This window comes from Chromobacterium haemolyticum, from assembly GCF_002081825.1.
Classification (GTDB): Bacteria; Pseudomonadota; Gammaproteobacteria; order Burkholderiales; family Chromobacteriaceae; genus Chromobacterium; species Chromobacterium fluminis.
The window spans coordinates 1-18,285 of the sequence record NZ_MUKU01000031.1; the positions used below are offsets into that span (position 1 = coordinate 1).

Annotated in this window: 14 protein-coding genes; 11 read left to right on the top strand and 3 right to left on the bottom strand. The window is 64.8% G+C overall.

The features are described 5' to 3' along the window. The first annotated feature begins 597 nt into the window (after positions 1-597). From B0T39_RS18725 to B0T39_RS18770, 10 genes are all read left to right on the top strand, one after another. Positions 598-1,623 carry a hypothetical protein gene (locus tag B0T39_RS18725; protein ID WP_081549245.1) on the top strand — a complete coding sequence of 342 codons (1,026 nt, stop codon included), beginning with the start codon at positions 598-600 and terminating at the stop codon, positions 1,621-1,623. 10 nt (positions 1,624-1,633) lie between these two features. Continuing rightward, a complete protein-coding gene (locus tag B0T39_RS18730; RefSeq protein WP_081549246.1) occupies positions 1,634-3,601 on the top strand; it encodes a hypothetical protein in 1,968 nt (655 codons plus the stop codon). 13 nt (positions 3,602-3,614) lie between these two features. Further along, positions 3,615-4,676 (top strand): ferritin-like domain-containing protein, encoded by a 1,062-nt coding sequence (locus tag B0T39_RS18735; protein ID WP_166454250.1) that lies wholly within the window; start codon positions 3,615-3,617, stop codon positions 4,674-4,676. A 292-nt stretch (positions 4,677-4,968) separates the two neighbouring features. Continuing rightward, positions 4,969-6,201, top strand: coding sequence for a 3-dehydroquinate synthase (locus B0T39_RS18740; protein WP_217806279.1), 1,233 nt, complete (start codon positions 4,969-4,971; stop codon positions 6,199-6,201). Then, positions 6,188-7,423 (top strand): metabolite traffic protein EboE, encoded by a 1,236-nt coding sequence (gene eboE, locus B0T39_RS18745; RefSeq protein WP_081549248.1) that lies wholly within the window; start codon positions 6,188-6,190, stop codon positions 7,421-7,423. The genes B0T39_RS18740 and eboE overlap by 14 nt, the downstream gene beginning before the upstream one ends. After that, positions 7,399-8,361 carry a UbiA family prenyltransferase gene (locus B0T39_RS18750; protein ID WP_217806280.1) on the top strand — a complete coding sequence of 321 codons (963 nt, stop codon included), beginning with the start codon at positions 7,399-7,401 and terminating at the stop codon, positions 8,359-8,361. The genes eboE and B0T39_RS18750 overlap by 25 nt, the downstream gene beginning before the upstream one ends. A 16-nt stretch (positions 8,362-8,377) precedes the next feature. Continuing rightward, positions 8,378-9,076, top strand: coding sequence for an EboA domain-containing protein (locus tag B0T39_RS18755; protein ID WP_081549249.1), 699 nt, complete (start codon positions 8,378-8,380; stop codon positions 9,074-9,076). Beyond that, positions 9,063-9,953 (top strand): TatD family hydrolase, encoded by an 891-nt coding sequence (locus B0T39_RS18760; protein WP_206119060.1) that lies wholly within the window; start codon positions 9,063-9,065, stop codon positions 9,951-9,953. Before B0T39_RS18755 ends, B0T39_RS18760 begins: the two co-directional genes overlap by 14 nt. A 4-nt stretch (positions 9,954-9,957) precedes the next feature. After that, positions 9,958-11,373, top strand: coding sequence for an alkaline phosphatase family protein (locus B0T39_RS18765; protein ID WP_081549251.1), 1,416 nt, complete (start codon positions 9,958-9,960; stop codon positions 11,371-11,373). 1,066 nt (positions 11,374-12,439) lie between these two features. After that, positions 12,440-12,889, top strand: coding sequence for a hypothetical protein (locus tag B0T39_RS18770; protein ID WP_081549252.1), 450 nt, complete (start codon positions 12,440-12,442; stop codon positions 12,887-12,889). 127 nt (positions 12,890-13,016) lie between these two features. Here B0T39_RS18770 and B0T39_RS18775 read toward each other — a convergent pair whose 3' ends face one another. The 3 genes from B0T39_RS18775 to B0T39_RS18785 form a co-directional block, all read right to left on the bottom strand. Next, positions 13,017-14,549, bottom strand: coding sequence for a catalase (locus B0T39_RS18775; RefSeq protein ID WP_081549253.1), 1,533 nt, complete (start codon positions 14,547-14,549; stop codon positions 13,017-13,019). 127 nt (positions 14,550-14,676) lie between these two features. After that, complete coding sequence (locus B0T39_RS18780) at positions 14,677-15,255, bottom strand: TMEM175 family protein (protein ID WP_081549254.1); 579 nt, start codon at positions 15,253-15,255, stop codon at positions 14,677-14,679. A gap of 185 nt (positions 15,256-15,440) precedes the next feature. Next, a complete protein-coding gene (locus tag B0T39_RS18785) occupies positions 15,441-16,472 on the bottom strand; it encodes a sensor histidine kinase (RefSeq protein WP_081549255.1) in 1,032 nt (343 codons plus the stop codon). A 125-nt stretch (positions 16,473-16,597) separates the two neighbouring features. Here B0T39_RS18785 and argH point away from each other — a divergent pair, with 125 nt between their 5' ends. Continuing rightward, positions 16,598-17,986, top strand: a complete 1,389-nt coding sequence (argH, locus tag B0T39_RS18790) for an argininosuccinate lyase (protein WP_081549257.1) — start codon at positions 16,598-16,600, stop codon at positions 17,984-17,986. Positions 17,987-18,285: the final 299 nt, after the last annotated feature.

Genomic DNA, 18,285 nt, shown 5'->3' on the forward strand with positions numbered 1-18,285 from the left:
GGTGGGGGGGAGGGCCATGATGAAAGTTTCCAATTGATGTCGGCGCAGCCTGTCCGGTACCGATCGGAAGCGGGCAAGTCCATGGCGGGGCGGCCTGCCGGCCTGCGTGGGCCGCGTTCCCGGCGCCGGGGAACTCCGGCGCGTCGTGGATTGTCGTCCAGCGCCGCGCTTGGGGTCAAGGCCGGAGGGGAGCCGCCGCGCCCAAACCGCTTTAGGACCTGTTCAAAGTCTGCTGCGCTTCGGCGATACAGCGTTGAAAACCGTTTCGAAATGCTCATGTACCAACTGTACATTCCGCTTTTTCGCTCATTTTCGCCTCGTCTCGCTCTGGCTCGCGAGCCTTTGAACCAGCACTTAGTTCGCATCTCACATTTTCCTTTGCGGCTGATCTGGCCGGCAGCTATAACCACACTTGCATGTAATGATAAAAGCATGATTGTTGGCGTGGATTAATACTAAGTGACTATACGTAGTGCGCTGCATCAGGGAGGGCGGGTCCGCCGCCTGCGAAGCGGCGCCGTCCGCAGTCAGCCGGGAAGGCAACGGCCGCCAAGGGGGCGGATGGCACCGGGGTTCCAATATGAAGGAGCACAATCGATGTCATTGCAACAGTCTGTCTCCGCCAGCGCGCGCTGGGGGTGGCTGGTTCTGGCCTGCGCCGCCGCCGGCGTCCAGGCCGCCGACATGCCGGAGGCTTCCGCCGCCGCCGCGCTCAAGGCCTTGAAGAGCACGCCGGCGGGTCGCCACAGCTACTACACCGGCGGCGTGCATAACACCGTCGGCTGTCTGTTGCCGGGCAGCTGCGTCTATCCGCGCAAGCCCGGCGAACCCAGCGATCCGCTGTTCCCCGAATGGTGGGTCAGCGACTGGACCATGTATCGCATCTTCAATCAGGCGGCGATCAAGGAATATCCGCCGCCGTACGCCTCGCCGCCAGCCGGGATGAGCGAGGGCCAAGATTACGAAACGTCCTACGGCGCCAGCTATTACGATTCCAGCTATGTACCGGCGGACGGCGACGGCCGCGGCGCGATGATGGAACACTATGAAAAACGCTGCCTGCCCATCTTCCCCGGCAGCAATCATTACAGCTGCTCCTTCGTGTCCTTGGGCAACAAGGCTTATTTCCTGCGCTACGCGGACCGGCCCAAGGGCACGCCGCAGTGTTGCCAGTTTTCCTTGGACAATCACCCGCCGCGCCGCGACTTCATCAAGCATCTGCCGTACAACGCCGAGCAGAGCACCCACTTGAACGGCAGCGTCCAGGCGTATTCGCGCCTGGTGCAGCCGGGCAGCATCCTGTTCGGCTACGCCTTCTACAAGCAAGCGACCCGCGACGGCGGCAAGGGCGCGCCGTACCGGCATCCGCAGTCCTTCTTCTTCTCCGGCGATCCCGGCTCGCCGCCGGACGCGCCCATGGTCAGCCAGAACTACAGCCATTTCCGCGCTCAGAAACCGGACCCCAAACAGACCTGGATGAAGGTGGCCGAGATGTGCCCGGCCAAGCCGGAATGGTGCTGCCTGTTCGCCACCGATTGCCCGGACAAGGGCAAGGCGGACGCGCCGGCGGCCGACAAGGCCAACGCCCAACCCGACCCGAGTTGGGCCACTTTGCAGCCGTAAAGGAACCGCCATGAGTTATCTCGACTCTCCCCGCATTCACTTTTCCGGCTACTTCCAGTCGGACGTGTCCACCGTCAACAACAATGTTTGTTATTACGATTCCGACGCCTTCAAGGAGCAATATCAGGAGTATGGCGACGGCGGCTGGAACCCGCAGGGCACCGCCATCTTCCGCTTCGTCAGCTGCAGCGTCACCGGCGCCAGCCTCAACGGCAAGCCGGTCACCAGCAGCGCGCAGGACCCCATCATCGGCATGGCGATGGAAAACGCCGATTGCCGCGCCCCGGGCAAGATGGCGGACCTGGACCCGCAGCAGCAAATGGTGTCCCAGATATGGGCCTTGCAAGTGCGGCTGACCGACAATGTCGAGCGCGCGCTGTTCATCGGCGACATGCTGCCGGTGGGCTTCATGAATTTATGGAAGCGTCAGCAAATCGAGGCGTTCAACGACCAAACGCTGGGTGCCAACTACCAGTCCATCCTGGAAAACGTGCAATGGCACGGGCATAGCCACTCGCCGGTGCTGGAGGCGCTGCGCAAGGCCAGCCAGCACGGCCTGCTGGCCATCGAGTTCAATCTGTTCGGCTACGGCCGCGATCCCTCGATCCCGCGCTACACCCAGGGCCACATCGTCGGCACCATCGGTCCTTACCATGAGCGGGAGCCCAAGCATTTCATCATGGGCCGGCAAATGACGGCGCAGGTGGACAGCAACAATACGACGAAGCCGACGGAAGGGGTTTACAGCTTCCAGTGCAAGAATCATCCGGACCGACAGACCCTGACCGCGGACTTCGGCAACGCGCTGCCCATCATTGACGCCAGCGGCGCCTTCGTCGATCTGGGGCCGTTGACCTTGGCGGTGCTGAAACAGCCGGCGCACGCGCCGATCAGCGGCAGTCTGAGCCAGGACCAGGTCATCGTGCTGGGCCAGGTGGCCTACGACCCGCCGCCGCCGGGCGCGGCGGCCAGCGACGAGCCGTCCGAGTGGTTTCGTCAGACCGCGGCGATCCAGGACTTCGACTACGCCGCCATTCCCGGCGCCAGGCAGGCGCTGGAAGCCTGTCCGCTACTGTTGCTGAGCCCCGCTGACGACGGCTACCAAGTGCGGGTGCAAGAATCCATCGACGGCCTCTACGTGCGTTCCGACGATCATGTGCTGCGGCTGAACGCCGGTCAGCAACTGCCGGTCAGCTTTTTCGCCAGCCGTTATGGCCAGCCGCTGTCTGCCGAAGTCGACGTAGGCTTGTTGCCCAAGAGCAAGAACCCAATGGGCGGCGGCCAGCCGCTGCCGCCTTCGCCGCCGGACAACAAGCCGGTGCTGCCGCCCAGGATCAGCGTGCCGACGGACGCGGTGCACTACCCGGCCAGCTTCCACACCAACGACAGCGGTCATGGCCGAGCGGTGGTCAGCGCGATTCCGGCCGGGCCGGGCAATCCGCGCGGCTATATCGACGGCCAGCTCTACGGCATCGGCTACCAGTTGCGGCAGCAACCTCAAGACTACATCAGCAACCCGTGGAATTTCGTCAGCGTGCTGGCCTTCGACCGCGTGCCGGTGCCGGATCATCCCACTTGGTATGACGACATCCGGCCCATCTTCGTCCAGTACGGCAACCTCTATCCCATCATGAGCAAATACGTGGTGGACCTGAGCGATTACGACTCCGTGGTGCGCCATGTCGACATCCTCAAACTGGCGTTCGCCCTGCCGATGAGCGATCCCAACCACATGCCGGTGACTCGCGACCTGTCCGACGACAAGCGCGCCATCATCCTCAAGTGGCTGAACCAGACCGACGCTCAGGGCAAGCCGCTCAAGGGCGCGCCGCCGCTCAAGGCCGCCGTCGTGCCCGCGCCGCGTGAGGTGGACACCGATGCGGTGGCGGTGCCATTGGACGATCTGCAAATCGCCGGCAAGAGCGCGGTGGTGTTGCAACTCCAGGCGCGACGCAAAGCCGCGCCGTCGCAGGATTGAGGGAGAACAGGCCATGATTCGCTTGCAACGCAGCATCATCCACGGCATCCGCGCCGCCAAGACCGCGGCCGAACTGCATTACTACCTGCAAAACGCGGTGGAACTGGAGCATGCCACCATTCCGCCCTATCTGACCGCGATGTTTTCGCTGAAGCCGGGCTACAACGTGGAAATCCGCCAGTTGATCCATAGCATCGTGATGCAGGAAATGCTGCACATGTGCATCGCGGGCAATATTCTGATCTCCATCGGCGGCCACCCGCAGATCAACAAGCCGCCGTTCATCCCCAAGTATCCGGGGCCGCTGCCAATGTCCATCGGCGGCGATGACTTCATCGTGGGCATCGAGCCTTTTTCCAAGGAGTTGGTGTTCAACACCTTCATGGTGATCGAGGAGCCGGAAGACCCGGTGCCGGTGGAAACGCCCAAGCTCGCCGCCGAGGACGAGCCGGACTACGCCACCATCGGCGAGTTCTACGACGCGATCAAAAAGAAGATCAAGGAACTGGGCGACGGCATCTTCATTCCGGCCACGGTGCCCAAGCAGGTGCTGGGCTGGTTCTCGCCGGAGCGCTTGTTTCCCATCAAGGACATCGCCAGCGCCCTGCACGCCATCAACATCATCATTGTTGAAGGCGAGGGCACCAGCACCAACCCGAACCAATCTCCGGGCAACCCGGCGCACTACTACAAGTTCGGCGAAATCTACTACGGCCGCCGCATCGTCAGCACCCCGGACGGCGGCTACGCCTACGCCGGCGCGGAAGTGCCCTACGACCCGGCCGGGGTCTACCCGATGGTGTCCAACCCGCAGGACTACGACTATCAGGACAACACCCAGGCCAAGGTGAGGGTGGAAGCCTTCGCCTACAGCTACAGCAGCCTGCTCAACGCCTTGCACCAGGCTTTCAACGGCGATCCCAAGCGCATCGACACCGCCATCGGCCTGATGTACGACCTCAAGGTGCAAGCGGTGAGCCTGATGGAAACGCCGGTGGCGCCGGGTAGCGAGAAGACGGCTGGACCCAGCTATCGCTACGTGAATACGCAAGGAGGGATGGACACCAGCGATTAAACGCCGTCCGCCATTGCGCAAGGCCAAAGCGGTCCGGCGGATGCCGGGCCGCGTTTGCCGTCTCATCGGCGCCAGCGCACTGGCCGCGGGATACGAAAGCCAGCCTTGACGGGCCGCAGCGCCGGACCGTCAACGCGCAGCAGATTTAAGAACCGCTAACAAAACCTCGCAGAAAACCTGAGCCAAGGCGCGCCGACGCAGGCAGTACAAAGTGGTACGACAAGGAGGCGCAACGCGGGACCAGGGGTTTTGTTAGCGGGTCGTAAGAGCCGGTTTTTTTAGGAGCAGAGCCATGCCACTGCCAGTCAGCAAGCCAGACCTCGGAGACGCCGCAAGCGGCCGCAGCGCCGGGGCCATGACCATGCAGCGCTTCAGCGTGCCGTTCGAATACCCGGTGTATTTCGGCCGCGGCCTGCTGAGCGACCCTGGCAACCCGCTGTTGCGGCAAGCCATCTGCCGGCGCGAGCCGGAAAGGCGCCATCGATTCGTGGTTCTGATTGACCAAGACGTGGCCGCCGCCCACCCGTGGCTGCCCGCCGCCTTCGAGCGCTACGCCCGGCGTCACCGCGACGCGCTGGAACTGGCCGCGCCGCCTCGGCTGGCGCCGGGCGGTGAAGCTTGCAAGAACGATCCGGAACAACTATTCGCGCTGCAAAGCTGGTTGCAGCAATGCCATGTGGACCGTCACAGCTGCGTGGTCATCGTCGGCGGCGGCGCGCTGCTGGACATGGCCGGCTTCGCCGCGGCCACCACCCACCGCGGCGTGCGCGTGGTGCGCATGCCCACCACCGTGCTGGCGCAGAACGATTCCGGCGTGGGCGTCAAAACCGCGATCAACGCCTTCGGCGCCAAGAACTTCCTCGGCGCCTTCGCGCCGCCGTTCGCCGTGCTCAACGACTACGACTTCATCGCCAGCCTGCCGCGCCGAGACCGCATCGCCGGCATCGCCGAGGCGGTGAAAGTGGCGGCGATACGCGACCGCGCCTTCTTCGACTGGCTGGACGCCAACGCCGAAGCGCTGGCCGACGGCGACGACGAAGCGATGCAATGGATGATACGGCGCTGCGCCGAACTGCATCTGAACCACATCGGCCAGGGCGGCGACCCCTTCGAGTTCGGCAGCGCCCGGCCGCTGGATTTCGGCCATTGGGCCGCGCACAAGCTGGAAGCGCTGAGCGCTTACGCCTTGCGCCACGGCGAGGCGGTGGCGATAGGGCTGGCGCTGGACTGCCGCTACGCGGTGTTGGCCGGCCTGTTGCGCGAACCGGCGCAACTGAGTTTGCACCGGCTGCTGCTGCGGCTGGGCTTTTCGTTATGGCACCCGGCGTTGGACTGGCGCGACGGCGAGCGTCGCCAGGTGCTGGCCGGGCTGGATGAGTTCCGCGAACACCTAGGCGGCGAACTGACCATCACCCTGCTGCAGCGTTTGGGGCAGGGGGTGGAAGTGCACGCCATCGATGCGGATCGGATGAACGCGGCCATAGACTGGCTGCGCGACAGGAGCGATGACCATGTTGCTGCTTGACCCCCAACAACGGCCGGACAGTCTGCCCGCCGCCACTCTGCCCGCGGTCCACATGAGCTACTGCACCAATATCCACCCCGGCGAAAGCTGGCAGGAAATGCGCGCTCAGCTGGGCTTCCACCTGCCGCGCATCAAGGCTCGCGTGGCGCCGGACCGGCCGTTCGGCATTGGGCTGCGGCTGTCCGCGCTGGCCGCGCGCCAGCTGGAGGAAGAACCGGCGCAGGCGGAATTCCGCGATTTTCTGGCCGAACACCAATGCTATGTGTTCACCCTCAACGGCTTTCCCTTCGGCGCCTTCCATCGGCAAGCGGTGAAGGACGCGGTTTACCTGCCGGACTGGCGGGACCCGCAGCGGCTGATCTACAGCAACCGGCTGGCCCAGTTGCTGGCCGCGCTGCTGCCGCCGGAACTGGAATACGGCAGCGTCAGCACCGTGCCCGGCGGTTATCGCCAACACCTGAGCGGCGACGGCAGCGGCGCGCTGTGGATCGCCACCCATCTGCTGGAGCACGCCGCCTTCCTGCATCGGCTGCGACAGGACAGCGGCCGCCGCATCATGCTGGCGCTGGAACCGGAGCCGGACTGCCTGCTGGCCACCAGCGAAGACGCGGTTGCCTTCTTCGAGCTGCACCTATTGAGCCGAGCCGCGCTCAATCAAGTGGCCAAATGGTGCAATGTCAAACGCGAAGAAGCCGAAGCCATCGTGAGGCGGCACCTGGGCGTGTGCCTGGACGCCTGCCACGCCGCGGTGGAGTACGAACAGCCGGAAGACGCGGTGGCGCGGCTGGATCAGGCCGGCATCGCCATCGCCAAGCTGCAGCTCAGTGCCGGCCTGCGCGTGACCCGGCCGGACCGGATGGCGGCGGAAGCGCTGCGCGCCTTCGCCGAAGACACCTATCTGCACCAAGTGGTGGCGCGGCGCGGCGACGACCTGTGGCGCTACCCGGACCTGCCGGCGGCGCTGACGGCCCTGCCGCGGCAGCCGGCCGACGAATGGCGCATCCACTTCCACGTGCCCATCTGCCACGCCGCGCTGGGGCCGTTCGCCAGCACCCAGGACTTCCTGTCGCGGCTGCTGGTCCTGCAACGCCAGCGGCCGCTGAGCAGCCATCTGGAGGTGGAAACCTATAGCTGGGGCGTGCTGCCCCCGGCCCACCGTCAGGGCGATCTGGGCGAAGCCATCTGCCGGGAGCTGCAATGGGCGGAGGGCCAGCTGCGATGAGCGGCCAGCGCGCCCTGCCCATTCCCAAGACCTGCGCCCGGCGGCGGCTGTCGCGGCGGCACGCGCGCCAGACCCGCCGGCGCGTGGCCGGGGTCTGGTCGCTGGCGCTGAGGCTGGGCCGGGTGTCCAACCTGCCCACGGTGTGGAGCAACGTCCTCGCCGGCGCGGTGCTGTCCGGCCACGCCGTGGCCGGCGGCCCGCTCGCCTTGCTGCTGTTGTCGCTGTCCTTGATCTACGTGGCCGGCATGTATCTGAACGATGTCTGCGACCGCCACATCGACGCGCGCGAACGGCCGGAGCGCCCCATTCCCGCCGGGCTGGCGTCGGCGCGGCTGGTGTTGCTGGCCGGCGCCGCCCAGCTTGCCGTCGGCGTCGCCCTGCTGGCGGCGCTGGGCCTGCCTGTCTTGCTGGCCGGTCTGTGCCTGGCCGCCACCGTGGTGCTCTACGACCTTTGGCACAAACACAATCCGCTCAGCCCGCTGCTGATGGGCCTGTGCCGGATGCAGGTTTATCTGATCAGCGGCCTGGCGCTGGGCGCCGGCGCCTTGTCCGGCCCGCTGCTGCTGGCGGCGCTGGCGCTGCTGGCTTATCTGATCGCGCTGACTTACGTGGCCAAGCAGGAAGGCCGCGCCGGACTGGGGCGGCTGGCCCCGTTGTTGGGTCTGGCCGCGCCGCCGCTCTACCTGCTCAGCCAACCGTTCCAACCCTGGGCGCTGCCCTTTTTGCTGCTCAGCCTGAGTTGGAGCGCGCATTGCCTGCGGCTGGCCTGGCCCGGACCCGGCCGTGACACGCCGCGCGCCGTCGGCGGCCTGATCGCCGGCATCGCGCTGGCGGACGCTTTGTTCATCGCCGCCGCGGGCCAGCCGCAGTGGGCGGCGTTGGCGGTTTTGGCCGCCTGGCTGACCCGGACATGGCAACGCCGGGTGCCGGGCACTTGAACGGAGAATCTGCGCGATGGAAACGCAAACCATGCTGGCGGATCAATTGCACGCCAGCCTGCTGGACGCGGCGGACCGCCACAACGCCGCCCAGGCGCTGGTGTGGTTGGAAGCCTGTCGCCGGCTGACCGCCGAGGCGCCGGAGCCCGCCGCCTGTCGCCGCTTGTTCAGCGTGGCCAACCGGCAACTGGCGGCGCTGACCCTGCTGCCCAAGGCCGCGATCAAGGCCTTGCAAGCCCAACGCGTGCTGGCGGCGGAAGCCTGGTCCCCCGGCGACGCCGGCCGCGCCTTGCTGCTGCTGAGGGCCTTGGCCGCCGGCGCTGGCCCGGCGTTGGCGTTCGATCTGTATCGTGGCGGCGACAGCCTGGAACAGCAGGCGGTGGTCAAGGCGCTGATCCTGCTGCCCAAGCCGGAAGACTGGCTGGCGCTGGCCACCGACGCCAGCCGCAGCCACGTGGCCGGCGTGTTTCAGGCGCTGGCCTGCGACAACGCCTACCCGGCGCAACAGTTTCCCGAACTCAATTTCAACCAGCTGGTGCTCAAGGCCTTGTTCACCGGCGCGCCGGCGCGGCATATCGCCGGCCTAGAGCAGCGCTGGAGCCCGGAGCTGGAACACATGGTGGCCGCCTACGCCAGCGAGCGACGCGCCGCCGGCCGCAGCGTGTCCGACGACGTCGTTTTCCTACTGCAAGGACTGCATCATGAAAATGTTTGACCCGCACATCCACATGACTTCCCGCACCACCGACGACTACCAGGCGATGAGCCGGGCCGGCATCAGCGTGGTGGTGGAGCCGGCGTTCTGGATGGGCCAGCCGCGCCGGCACGTCGGCAGCTTCGACGACTACTTCCTGTCGCTGCTGGGCTGGGAACGCTTCCGCGCCGCGCAATTCGGCATCCGCCACTTCTGCACCCTGGGCCTCAACCCCAAGGAGACCAACAACCCGGACGTGGCCGACGGCGTGATGGCGCTGCTGGAACGCTATCTGGACAAGGACGGCGTGGTGGCGGTGGGGGAAATCGGCTTCGACGACGAAACCCCGGCCGAGGAGCGCTACTTCGCCCGCCAGCTGGAACTGGCGATGGAGTTCGACCTGCCGGCGCTGGTCCACACCCCGCACCGCGACAAAAAGGCCGGCACCCTGCGCAGCCTGGCGCTGGTGCGCGACAGCGGCATTGCGCCGGAGCGGGTGCTGATAGACCACAACACCGAAGAAACCTTGCCGCTGGTGCTGGACTCCGGCTGCTGGGCCGGCCACTCCATCTACCCCAACACCAAGATGGACGAACCGCGGATGGTGGCGTTGGTGCGCCAGTACGGCAGCGAACGCATCATCATCAACAGCGCCGCCGACTGGGGCGTCAGCGATCCGCTGAAAGTGCCCAAAACCGTGGAGGCGATGCGCGCCGCCGGCATTGCCGAGCGCGACATCGAAACCATCGTCTGGCGCAACCCGCTGGACTTCTTCGCCCAGAGCGGCCGTCTGGACATCGAAGAAGCCAACAGCCCGCTGGCGGTGGACCAGCGCCGGCTGTATCAGGGCAATTCCGTGCTGCGCGGCCAAAATCCGCAGGTGGACATCGTGGAGTGACATCATGCAACGCACACTCGTTCTGAATGTGGTGGGCCTGACGCCGCAACTGCTGCGGCATGCGCCGCACCTGAGCCGGCTGGCGGAGCGCGGCGCGCAGCGCCCGCTCATGGCGGTGACGCCGGCGCTGACCTGCCCGGCGCAAGCCACCTATCTGACCGGCCAACTGCCGCAGGCGCACGGCTGCGTCGCCAACGGCTGGTATTCGCGAGAGCTGGCCGAGCCGCTGTTCTGGAGACAGAACAACGCCTTGATTCAGGGCGAGAAACTCTGGCACGAAGCCCGGCGCCTGCACGCCGGCTTCAGCTGCGCGCAGTTGTTCTGGTGGTACAACATGTACGCCGACGTGGACTGGAGCGTGACGCCGCGCCCGATCTACAAGGCCGACGGCTGCAAGATTCCCGACTTCTACTGCAACCCGCCGGAGCTGCACGCGGAATTGCGTCAAAAGCTGGGCGATTTTCCTCTGTTTCACTTTTGGGGGCCGGCGGCGGATATCCGCTCCAGCCGCTGGATCGCGGACTGCGCCTTGCATCTGTACCGCTCGCGCCAGCCCACGCTGACCCTGGTCTACCTGCCGCATCTGGATTACTGCCTGCAGCGCTTGGGGCCGGATCATCCGGACGTGGCGGCGGAGGTGGCGGCGGTGGATCAGTTGTGCGGGGAGTTGATCGAGGAGGCGGACCGGGACGGCTGCCGCGTGATCGTCTTGTCCGAGTACGGCGTCACGCCGGTCAGCAACGACATCGCCATCAACCGCATTCTGCGCATGGCCGGTTGGCTCAAGGTGAGGGAGGAGGCGGGCGAGGACAAGCTGGATTGCGGCGCGTCGGCGGCCTTCGCGCTGGTGGATCACCAGATTGCTCACATCTATGTGCGTCAGCCGGCATTGGTGCCGGAGGTGAAGGCTTTGTTGCTGGAGCTGGAGGGGGTGGAAATGGTGTTGGACCAGGCCGGCAAGCGTTTGCTGGGGCTGGATCATCCGCGTTCCGGCGAGCTGGTGGCGGTGAGCCGGCCGGATCGTTGGTTCAGTTATTACTATTGGCTGGACGATGCGCGCGCGCCGGATTTCGCCCGCACGGTGGATATTCACCGCAAGCCGGGTTACGACCCGGTGGAGTTGTTTTTGGACCCGGCTTTAAGTTGGCCGAAGTTGGACATTGCCTGGACTTTGTTGAAGCGCAAGTTGGGGATGCGGAGTTTGTTGGAGGTGATTCCGCTGGATCCGTCCTTGGTGCGGGGTTCGCATGGCCGTCCCACGCTGAATCCGGAGCATGGTCCGTTGATGATTAGTTCTTTGCCGGACAGCTTGCCGCCGGGGTCGGTGCCGGCGACGGCGGTGCGGGACATCATCATGGATCATATGTTTGGGGAGGTGGAGACGCGGCTGGCGTATGGGGAGCATGGGGTGATGGAGTAGGGCGGAGGCCCCGCGTGGGCTTTTTTATGGGGTTTGAGTCTGTTGGGTGGATGATGATTTGGGATTGGCTTTGCGGGGTGCCTTTCCTCTTATTGATCACGTTGTGTTGAGTGGAGACTGTTCAGTTGTATCCACTGCGCGGATGATGTTTTGGGTGCCGCTTTCCGCGCGGCGAACGGGGAGGGGGCGGGCCGCCGCCCCCTTCCAGCCCCCCTCGTCCCCCAGGACGCGAAACCCCGAAGAAAAAGAGGCCTGCAAGGCGCGGCTGAACTCGCGATTTGCTAGCGTCAAATCGCTCAAACAAAGCAGCCGCTTAAAACCTTGCAGACCCCTTTTTCTCCGGCGCGCCCCGAGGGGACACCTGGGCGCTACACGAAGTGGTCTTTTTTTGAAAAGAAAGAGTGATTTAGCTTTGCTGGCTAGTTCTGTGGATAACTATCCAGTTTGACCCTGCCTGTGGATATCTAAGACAAATCAAGAATAAACCACGTATCCGACGCACCCTGGGTCCCTTCAAGCCTGCCGTCGGGTGGCAGGCCCGAGGTTTTAAGCGGCTGCCTGTTCGAGCAGCGCGACGTTAGCGCGCTGCGAGTTCAGCCGCGCCTCGGGCCTGACGGGTCCCGGCGGGAAGCCGTAGGCCAGGCTTGCAGGGTGGCCTTTAGGAGTGGAGAGGATATTTGGCCAAGCAAATATCCTCTCCCTGCTCGCCGGGCAGCCCCGGCAATGAAAATCATTATCCGCGTAGCGGATACAAAACCCACACACCTAGCCACACCAACCACCCCACCTTGACCCCAACCGCCTCCTCGGCAACAATCCCCCCGTTGCCGCCCACACGCGGCACACGGGATTGGCGTCCCGTCGCTAGCATTATCCCCAGGCCTACGCAGCGTGCTGCGTGGGCTGCTTTGCCATGGCAGTGCCATTCGGCAGGCGTGTGGGAGGAGAGTGCCATGCACTCGCCGGTTTAATGCTAGCCCGGTACGCCAATCCGCTCACGCGCCTGCCTCATACCTCAGCTTCTCTCGGCAGGTGGTTTATCTTGTGTCACAGCAGGAGAAACACCATGCATCACGCTCAAAACTTCCCCCGTCGTCGTCGCTACAAACTGCACTCGCTGGAGCAGCAGGAAGCCTTGCTCCCCTTTGTTCGTTTCTGCCCCGGCCGCACCTATCGGCATTACTGGCAAATGCCCACGCCCAGCAAGGACCACCCCTCCAATGTCAGCTACGGCCGCGAATGCGCGGCCCACCTGCTGCAATGGATGAAGGACAACCGCGAATACGTCGGCAAGGGCCTGCTCAGCCGCGTGGCGCGCGACATCGATTTTGACGACCGCGACGGACGTGGTCAGTGGATGGGCTTCTTCAACTATCTGGAAATCATGATGCTGTTGGGCGCCGACCGGGTCCGGGTCTATCGCCATGTGGATAGCCAACATCAGCTCTATCTGGCGCTGGGACAAAGGCTCAAGCTGGAAGCGCGTTTCCGTCGCATCCGCCTGCGCAATCGCTAACCTAAGCAGGTGGGTGGAGCCGTAGGCGATACCCACCAAACCCCGCCGACACCGCTGCCACAGCGCGGCGCGCGCGCAAAAAAACGGGGCGGCCTTGGGCCGCCCCGCTTCACTCAAGCGGCTACGCTTATTCCTGCAACAGCGCCGCCCTGCGCTCAATCCCCTTCGCGTCCACCTTCAAGGCCTTGGCCAGACGCTCGCCGTACTGGCGGTCCGCCTTGTAGAAGTGCGACAACATCACATCGCGGGTCTCGGCATTGCGCACCTTGGCCAAGTCGCCGGACAGATTGCGAATCAGGTCCGCCTGGTCCTGCGCGCTCAGCGAGCGGTAGAACTCGCCGGCCTGCTGGAAGTTCAGCGTTTTGGCGATGGCCTCTTGCTGGGTGTTGCCCTGCAAGGGCAGGCGGCTGTGCTTGAACTGCGGGTCTTGCGGCTTGGGAGCCAGCCGGCTGGGCTCGTAATTGACGCTGCCCTGACGGCCGGAGGCGTTTTGCGCGCCGTCCTGATTGTTGTTCACCACCTCAACCCGCGGGCGGTTGACCGGCAGCGCCTGGAAATTGGTGCCGACGCGGTGCATCTGGGTGTCCAGATAGGAGAACAGTCGGCCTTGCAGCAGGCGGTCTTCCGAGGCCTCGATGCCCGGCACCAAGTTGGCCGGCGACATCGCCACTTGCTCGGTGGCTTCGAAGAAGTTGGCCGGAATCCGGTTCAGCGTCATGGTGCCCACCTTGCGCTCCGCCACGCCGGTCCACACCTTGGTGGGGTCCAGCGGGTTGAAGGCGAAGCGGTTCATGTCCTCTGGCTGGATCAGCTGCACGTACAAATCCCAGGACGGGTAGCGTTTCTGTTCGATGCTTTGCAGCAGGTCCGCGGTGGCGTGGCCAACCGATTGGCCCTGCACCTTGGGCAGTTCGTCCGGGCGCAGATTGCGCTCGCCCTGGCGCGATTTCCAGGTGAACTTGGCGTATTGGTAGCGGCCGTCGGCGGCCACTAGTTTCAGCGCGTGCACGCTGCTGCCGTTCATTTCACGGTAATTGGCCGGGGTGCCGTAGTTGGAGTACACCCGGGTCAGCATGTGGGTGGATTCCGGCTGGTGGGAGAAGAAGTCGAAGACGCGGTTGGGGTCTTGCTCATTGCTCACCGGGTCCGGCTTCAGCGAGTGCACCATGTCCGGAAACTTGATCGCGTCGCGGATGAAGAACACCGGCAGGTTGTTGCCCACTAGATCCCAGTTGCCTTGCGCGGTGTAGAACTTGGTGGCGAAGCCGCGCGGGTCGCGGTCGGTTTCCGGCGCGCCGCGGCTGCCTATCACGGTGGAGAAACGCACGAACACCGGGGTTTGCTCGCCCTTGCGGAATACCAGGGCGCGGCTGACGTCTTGCAGCCCCTCGCTGGCGACGAAGACGCCGCCGGCGCCCACGCCGCGCGCATGCACCACGCGTTCCGGGATGCGCTCGCGGTCAAAGCGCTGCAGCTTTTGCAGCAGTTGAATGTCTTGCAGCAGGGTGGGGCCGTTGGGGCCGGCGGTTTGGCTGTTCTGGTTGTCGCCCACCGGCGCGCCGTTGTCCTGGGTCAGGACTGCGGCTTGGGTCAGAGCGGCGCTACAAGCCAGCGCCACGGTGAAAAGCTTGCGGTTCACGGAAAAGGTCAGAGCAGACATTGGCACTCCCATAAATTATTAGAACATTTACTAAGGGAGTGGCCATTATCGGAACTGGCAATAGTTTTGTTAAATCTTAAATTACAATTTGTTTGATAGTGTTTATTAATGGGCGACGACGACGGCGTTACTTTTCCGCCAACAGCCGCTCAATGCGCCGGTCTGGCACCAGCCAGATCAGGGCCATCAGCACGTACATCGCCGCGGACAGCCATTCCCAGTAAAAGGCGGCGGCGATGCCGATCAGGTAGCACAGCGGGGAGATCTTGCCCTTGATGTCCTTGCCCAGCGCCTCGGACAGCCGGGTGCGGTTGCCGGGCAGACACAGCAGGGATTGCTGCATCAGCCACCAGGCCAGCGCGCACATCAGCAGCACCACGCCGTACAGGGCCAGCGGCAGCGGGGCGAAGTGGTTTTCCCCCATCCAGCCGGTGACGAAGGGGATGAGGGACAGCCAGAACAGCAGGTGCAGATTGGCCCATAGCACGCGGCCGTCCACGCGCTGGATGGCGTGATAGAAATGGTGGTGGTTGTTCCAGTACAGGCCCACGTAAATGAAGCTGAGCACGTAGCTGAGGAAGACCGGCCAGCGGTCCTGTAACGCCGTCCAAGTGGTGTCGTGCGGCACTTTCAGCTCCAGCACCATGATGGTGATGATGATGGCGAGCACGCCGTCGCTGAAGGCTTCCAGCCGGTTCTTTCCCATGATATCCCTATCAGCTGTTTCAAGTAGATGATAGGGCAGTATAGACGGCTTTCAGATCGTAAACAGGCTCTTAGAGCCGCTAACAAAACCTCGCAGAGAACCTGAGCCAAGGCGCGCCGACGCAGGCAGTACAAGTCGTACGACAAGGAGGCGCAACGCGGGATCAGGGGTTTTGTTAGAGGGTCTCAGCCCGGCTGCTGGGTTGGCGCCGGGCGGTAAGGCAGGCGGATGCGGGTGACGAAGCGCTCGCCGTCCAGGCGCGCGTTGAGCGAGGCCTCGGCGTCGAAATACAGCTCCAGCCGCTCGGCCAGGTTGTCCAGCGCCATGTGGTGTCCGAATGTGGCCGCCGCCGGTTCCGGGTTGACCGGATTGCTCAGCGTCAGCTCCAGCACTTGCTCATGCTGGCGCGCCTGGATGCGGATCTCGCCGCCGTCGGCCAGCCGTTCTATGCCGTGAAACACCGCGTTTTCCGCCAGCGGCTGCAGGATCAGCGGCGGCAGCGCGGCGTCCAGCGGCGCTTGCACGTCCCAGCTCACTTGCAGGCGCGCGCCCAGCCGCTCGGCCTCGATCGCCAGATACATGGCCGCCAGTTCGATTTCGCGGCCCAGCGTGGATTGTCGCGCCGGGTCGCCCAGTTGGGCGCGGAACAAGTCGGCCAGGTTTTCCAGCACCATTTCCGCCTTGTCCGGCTGCTTGCCGATCAGGGCGATGGCGGCGTTGAGGCTGTTGAACAGGAAATGGGGGCGGATGCGGGCCTGCAACGCGATCAGCCGCGCTTCGGACAAGGCCGGGGACAGGGCGCGCGCGCGCAGATTGAGGTAGTGCTGCATCAGCCCGCCCACCGCGCCGGCCAGCAGCACCTGGCCCCAGGGCATGGGCGCCAGCGGGTTGAGCAGGCGGCCGCAGAAGGCGAAGGACAATAGGCAGATGGCGGCGGCGGCCAGCGCGGCGCGGCGCCCGTGGTGGAGGCGGCGGCCCAGCAAGGCCAGCAAGCCCAGGCTCAGCAAGGCGCCGGGCACGAGCAGGCTGGACAGGCGCAGCAAGCGCCAGGGCAGCGGTTCTCCGCCCTCGTCCAGCAGCAGGCCGCCCAGCAGGAACAGGCCCAGCAGCAGCAGCGCGCGCAGCAGCACGCCCAGGTTGCGGTAGTCGGGCAGGTCGGGCGAGGGCGGTAGCGGCATGGCGGCGCGGGGAGGGGTGAAATAGGATAGCAGCATCATAGCAAGGAAAACCCGCACTGGCCGAAGGCGCTCGCCGCTGGCATAGTAAGAGATTCCCGGCAGCGTTGCGCGTGTCCGGGGTTTCGCCAAGTTTTTCGTCCGCAGCCATCGTAGAAAGCATTGCCATGCAAGATCAACACGCCTGGTCCGGCCGTTTCTCGGAGCCGGTATCCGAACTCGTCAAGAAATACACCGCCTCGGTGGATTTCGACCGACGACTGGCCGAATTCGACATCGAGGGCTCGCTGGCCCACGCCGCCATGTTGCAGCGCGCCGGCGTCCTGTCCGCCGAAGACCTGGAAGCGATCCGACGAGGCATGGGCGAAGTGTTGGACGATATCCGCGCCGGCCGCTTTGAGTGGAGCGTGGATCTGGAAGACGTGCACATGAACGTGGAGCGCCGGCTGACCGACAAGATCGGCGACGCCGGCAAGCGCTTGCACACCGGCCGCAGCCGCAACGACCAGGTGGCCACCGATATCCGTCTGTGGCTGCGCGCGCAGATCGACGCCATTGTCGGCCTGATCGGCGAGCTGCAGCACAGCCTGCTGGACCTGGCCGAGCAGCATGCCGAAACCGTGTTGCCCGGCTTCACCCATTTGCAGGTGGCGCAGCCGGTGACCTTCGGCCACCACATGCTGGCCTATGTGGAAATGCTGGCGCGCGACGCCGAGCGCATGAGCGATTGCCGCAAGCGCGTCAACCGCCTGCCGCTGGGCGCGGCGGCGCTGGCCGGCACCACCTTCCCTATCGATCGCCATTACACCGCTCAGCTGCTGGGCTTCGACGATGTCTGCCACAACTCGCTGGACGCGGTGTCCGACCGCGATTTCGCGATTGAATTCACCGCCGCCGCCAGCCTGGTGATGGTGCATCTGTCGCGGCTGTCCGAGGAGCTGATCCTGTGGATGAGCCCGCGCGTCGGCTTCATCGACATCGCGGACCGCTTCTGCACCGGCAGCTCCATCATGCCGCAGAAGAAGAACCCGGATGTGCCGGAGCTGGTGCGCGGCAAATCCGGCCGCGTGGTGGGCCATCTGATTGCGCTGGTAACGCTGATGAAGGCGCAGCCGCTGGCTTACAACAAGGACAATCAGGAGGACAAGGAACCGCTGTTCGACACCGCGGACACCTTGATCGACACCCTGCGCATCTACGCGGACATGATGCGCGGCGTCACCGTCAAGCCGGAGGCGATGCGCGCGGCGGTGCTGCAAGGCTTCGCCACCGCCACCGATCTGGCCGATTATCTGGTGAAGAAGGGCGTGCCCTTCCGCGACAGCCACGAGGTAGTGGCGCTGACGGTGCGCCACGCGGAGCTGCAAGGCGTGGACATTGCAGACCTGTCGCTGGCCAAGCTGCGTGAGTTCTCGCCGCTGATCGAAGACGACGTGTTCGCCGTGCTGAGCCCGGAAGGCAGCCTGGCGCAGCGCGATCACGTGGGCGGCACCGCGCCGCGCCAAGTGCGCTTGCAGATTGAGCGCCATCGTCAACGCTTGCAGCAGCCGCGCTAAGCGCCCCGCATGGCCGTCAGGCCGCGCCCCGCCCACCCCGGCGGCGCGCGGCCTGATTGCGTTTTGGGCTGCGTTGATTGCGGCAATTTATATCAAATACAAGTCAATCAAAGACATTTTATTAAATAAATCTTTCTAATTAGCTTTTCTGTCTTCGGCTAAACCGTTATCTTTAGCGCCAGACTTGCGGGCGCTTTGAAAAATCGCGACGGCGGCCGGGCACGCGCCGAGCGGCCATGCCCGCCTATCCCTCATCCTGGCAGTCCCCGTCCATCCATGCTGTTCTCGCCAGCGTCCGC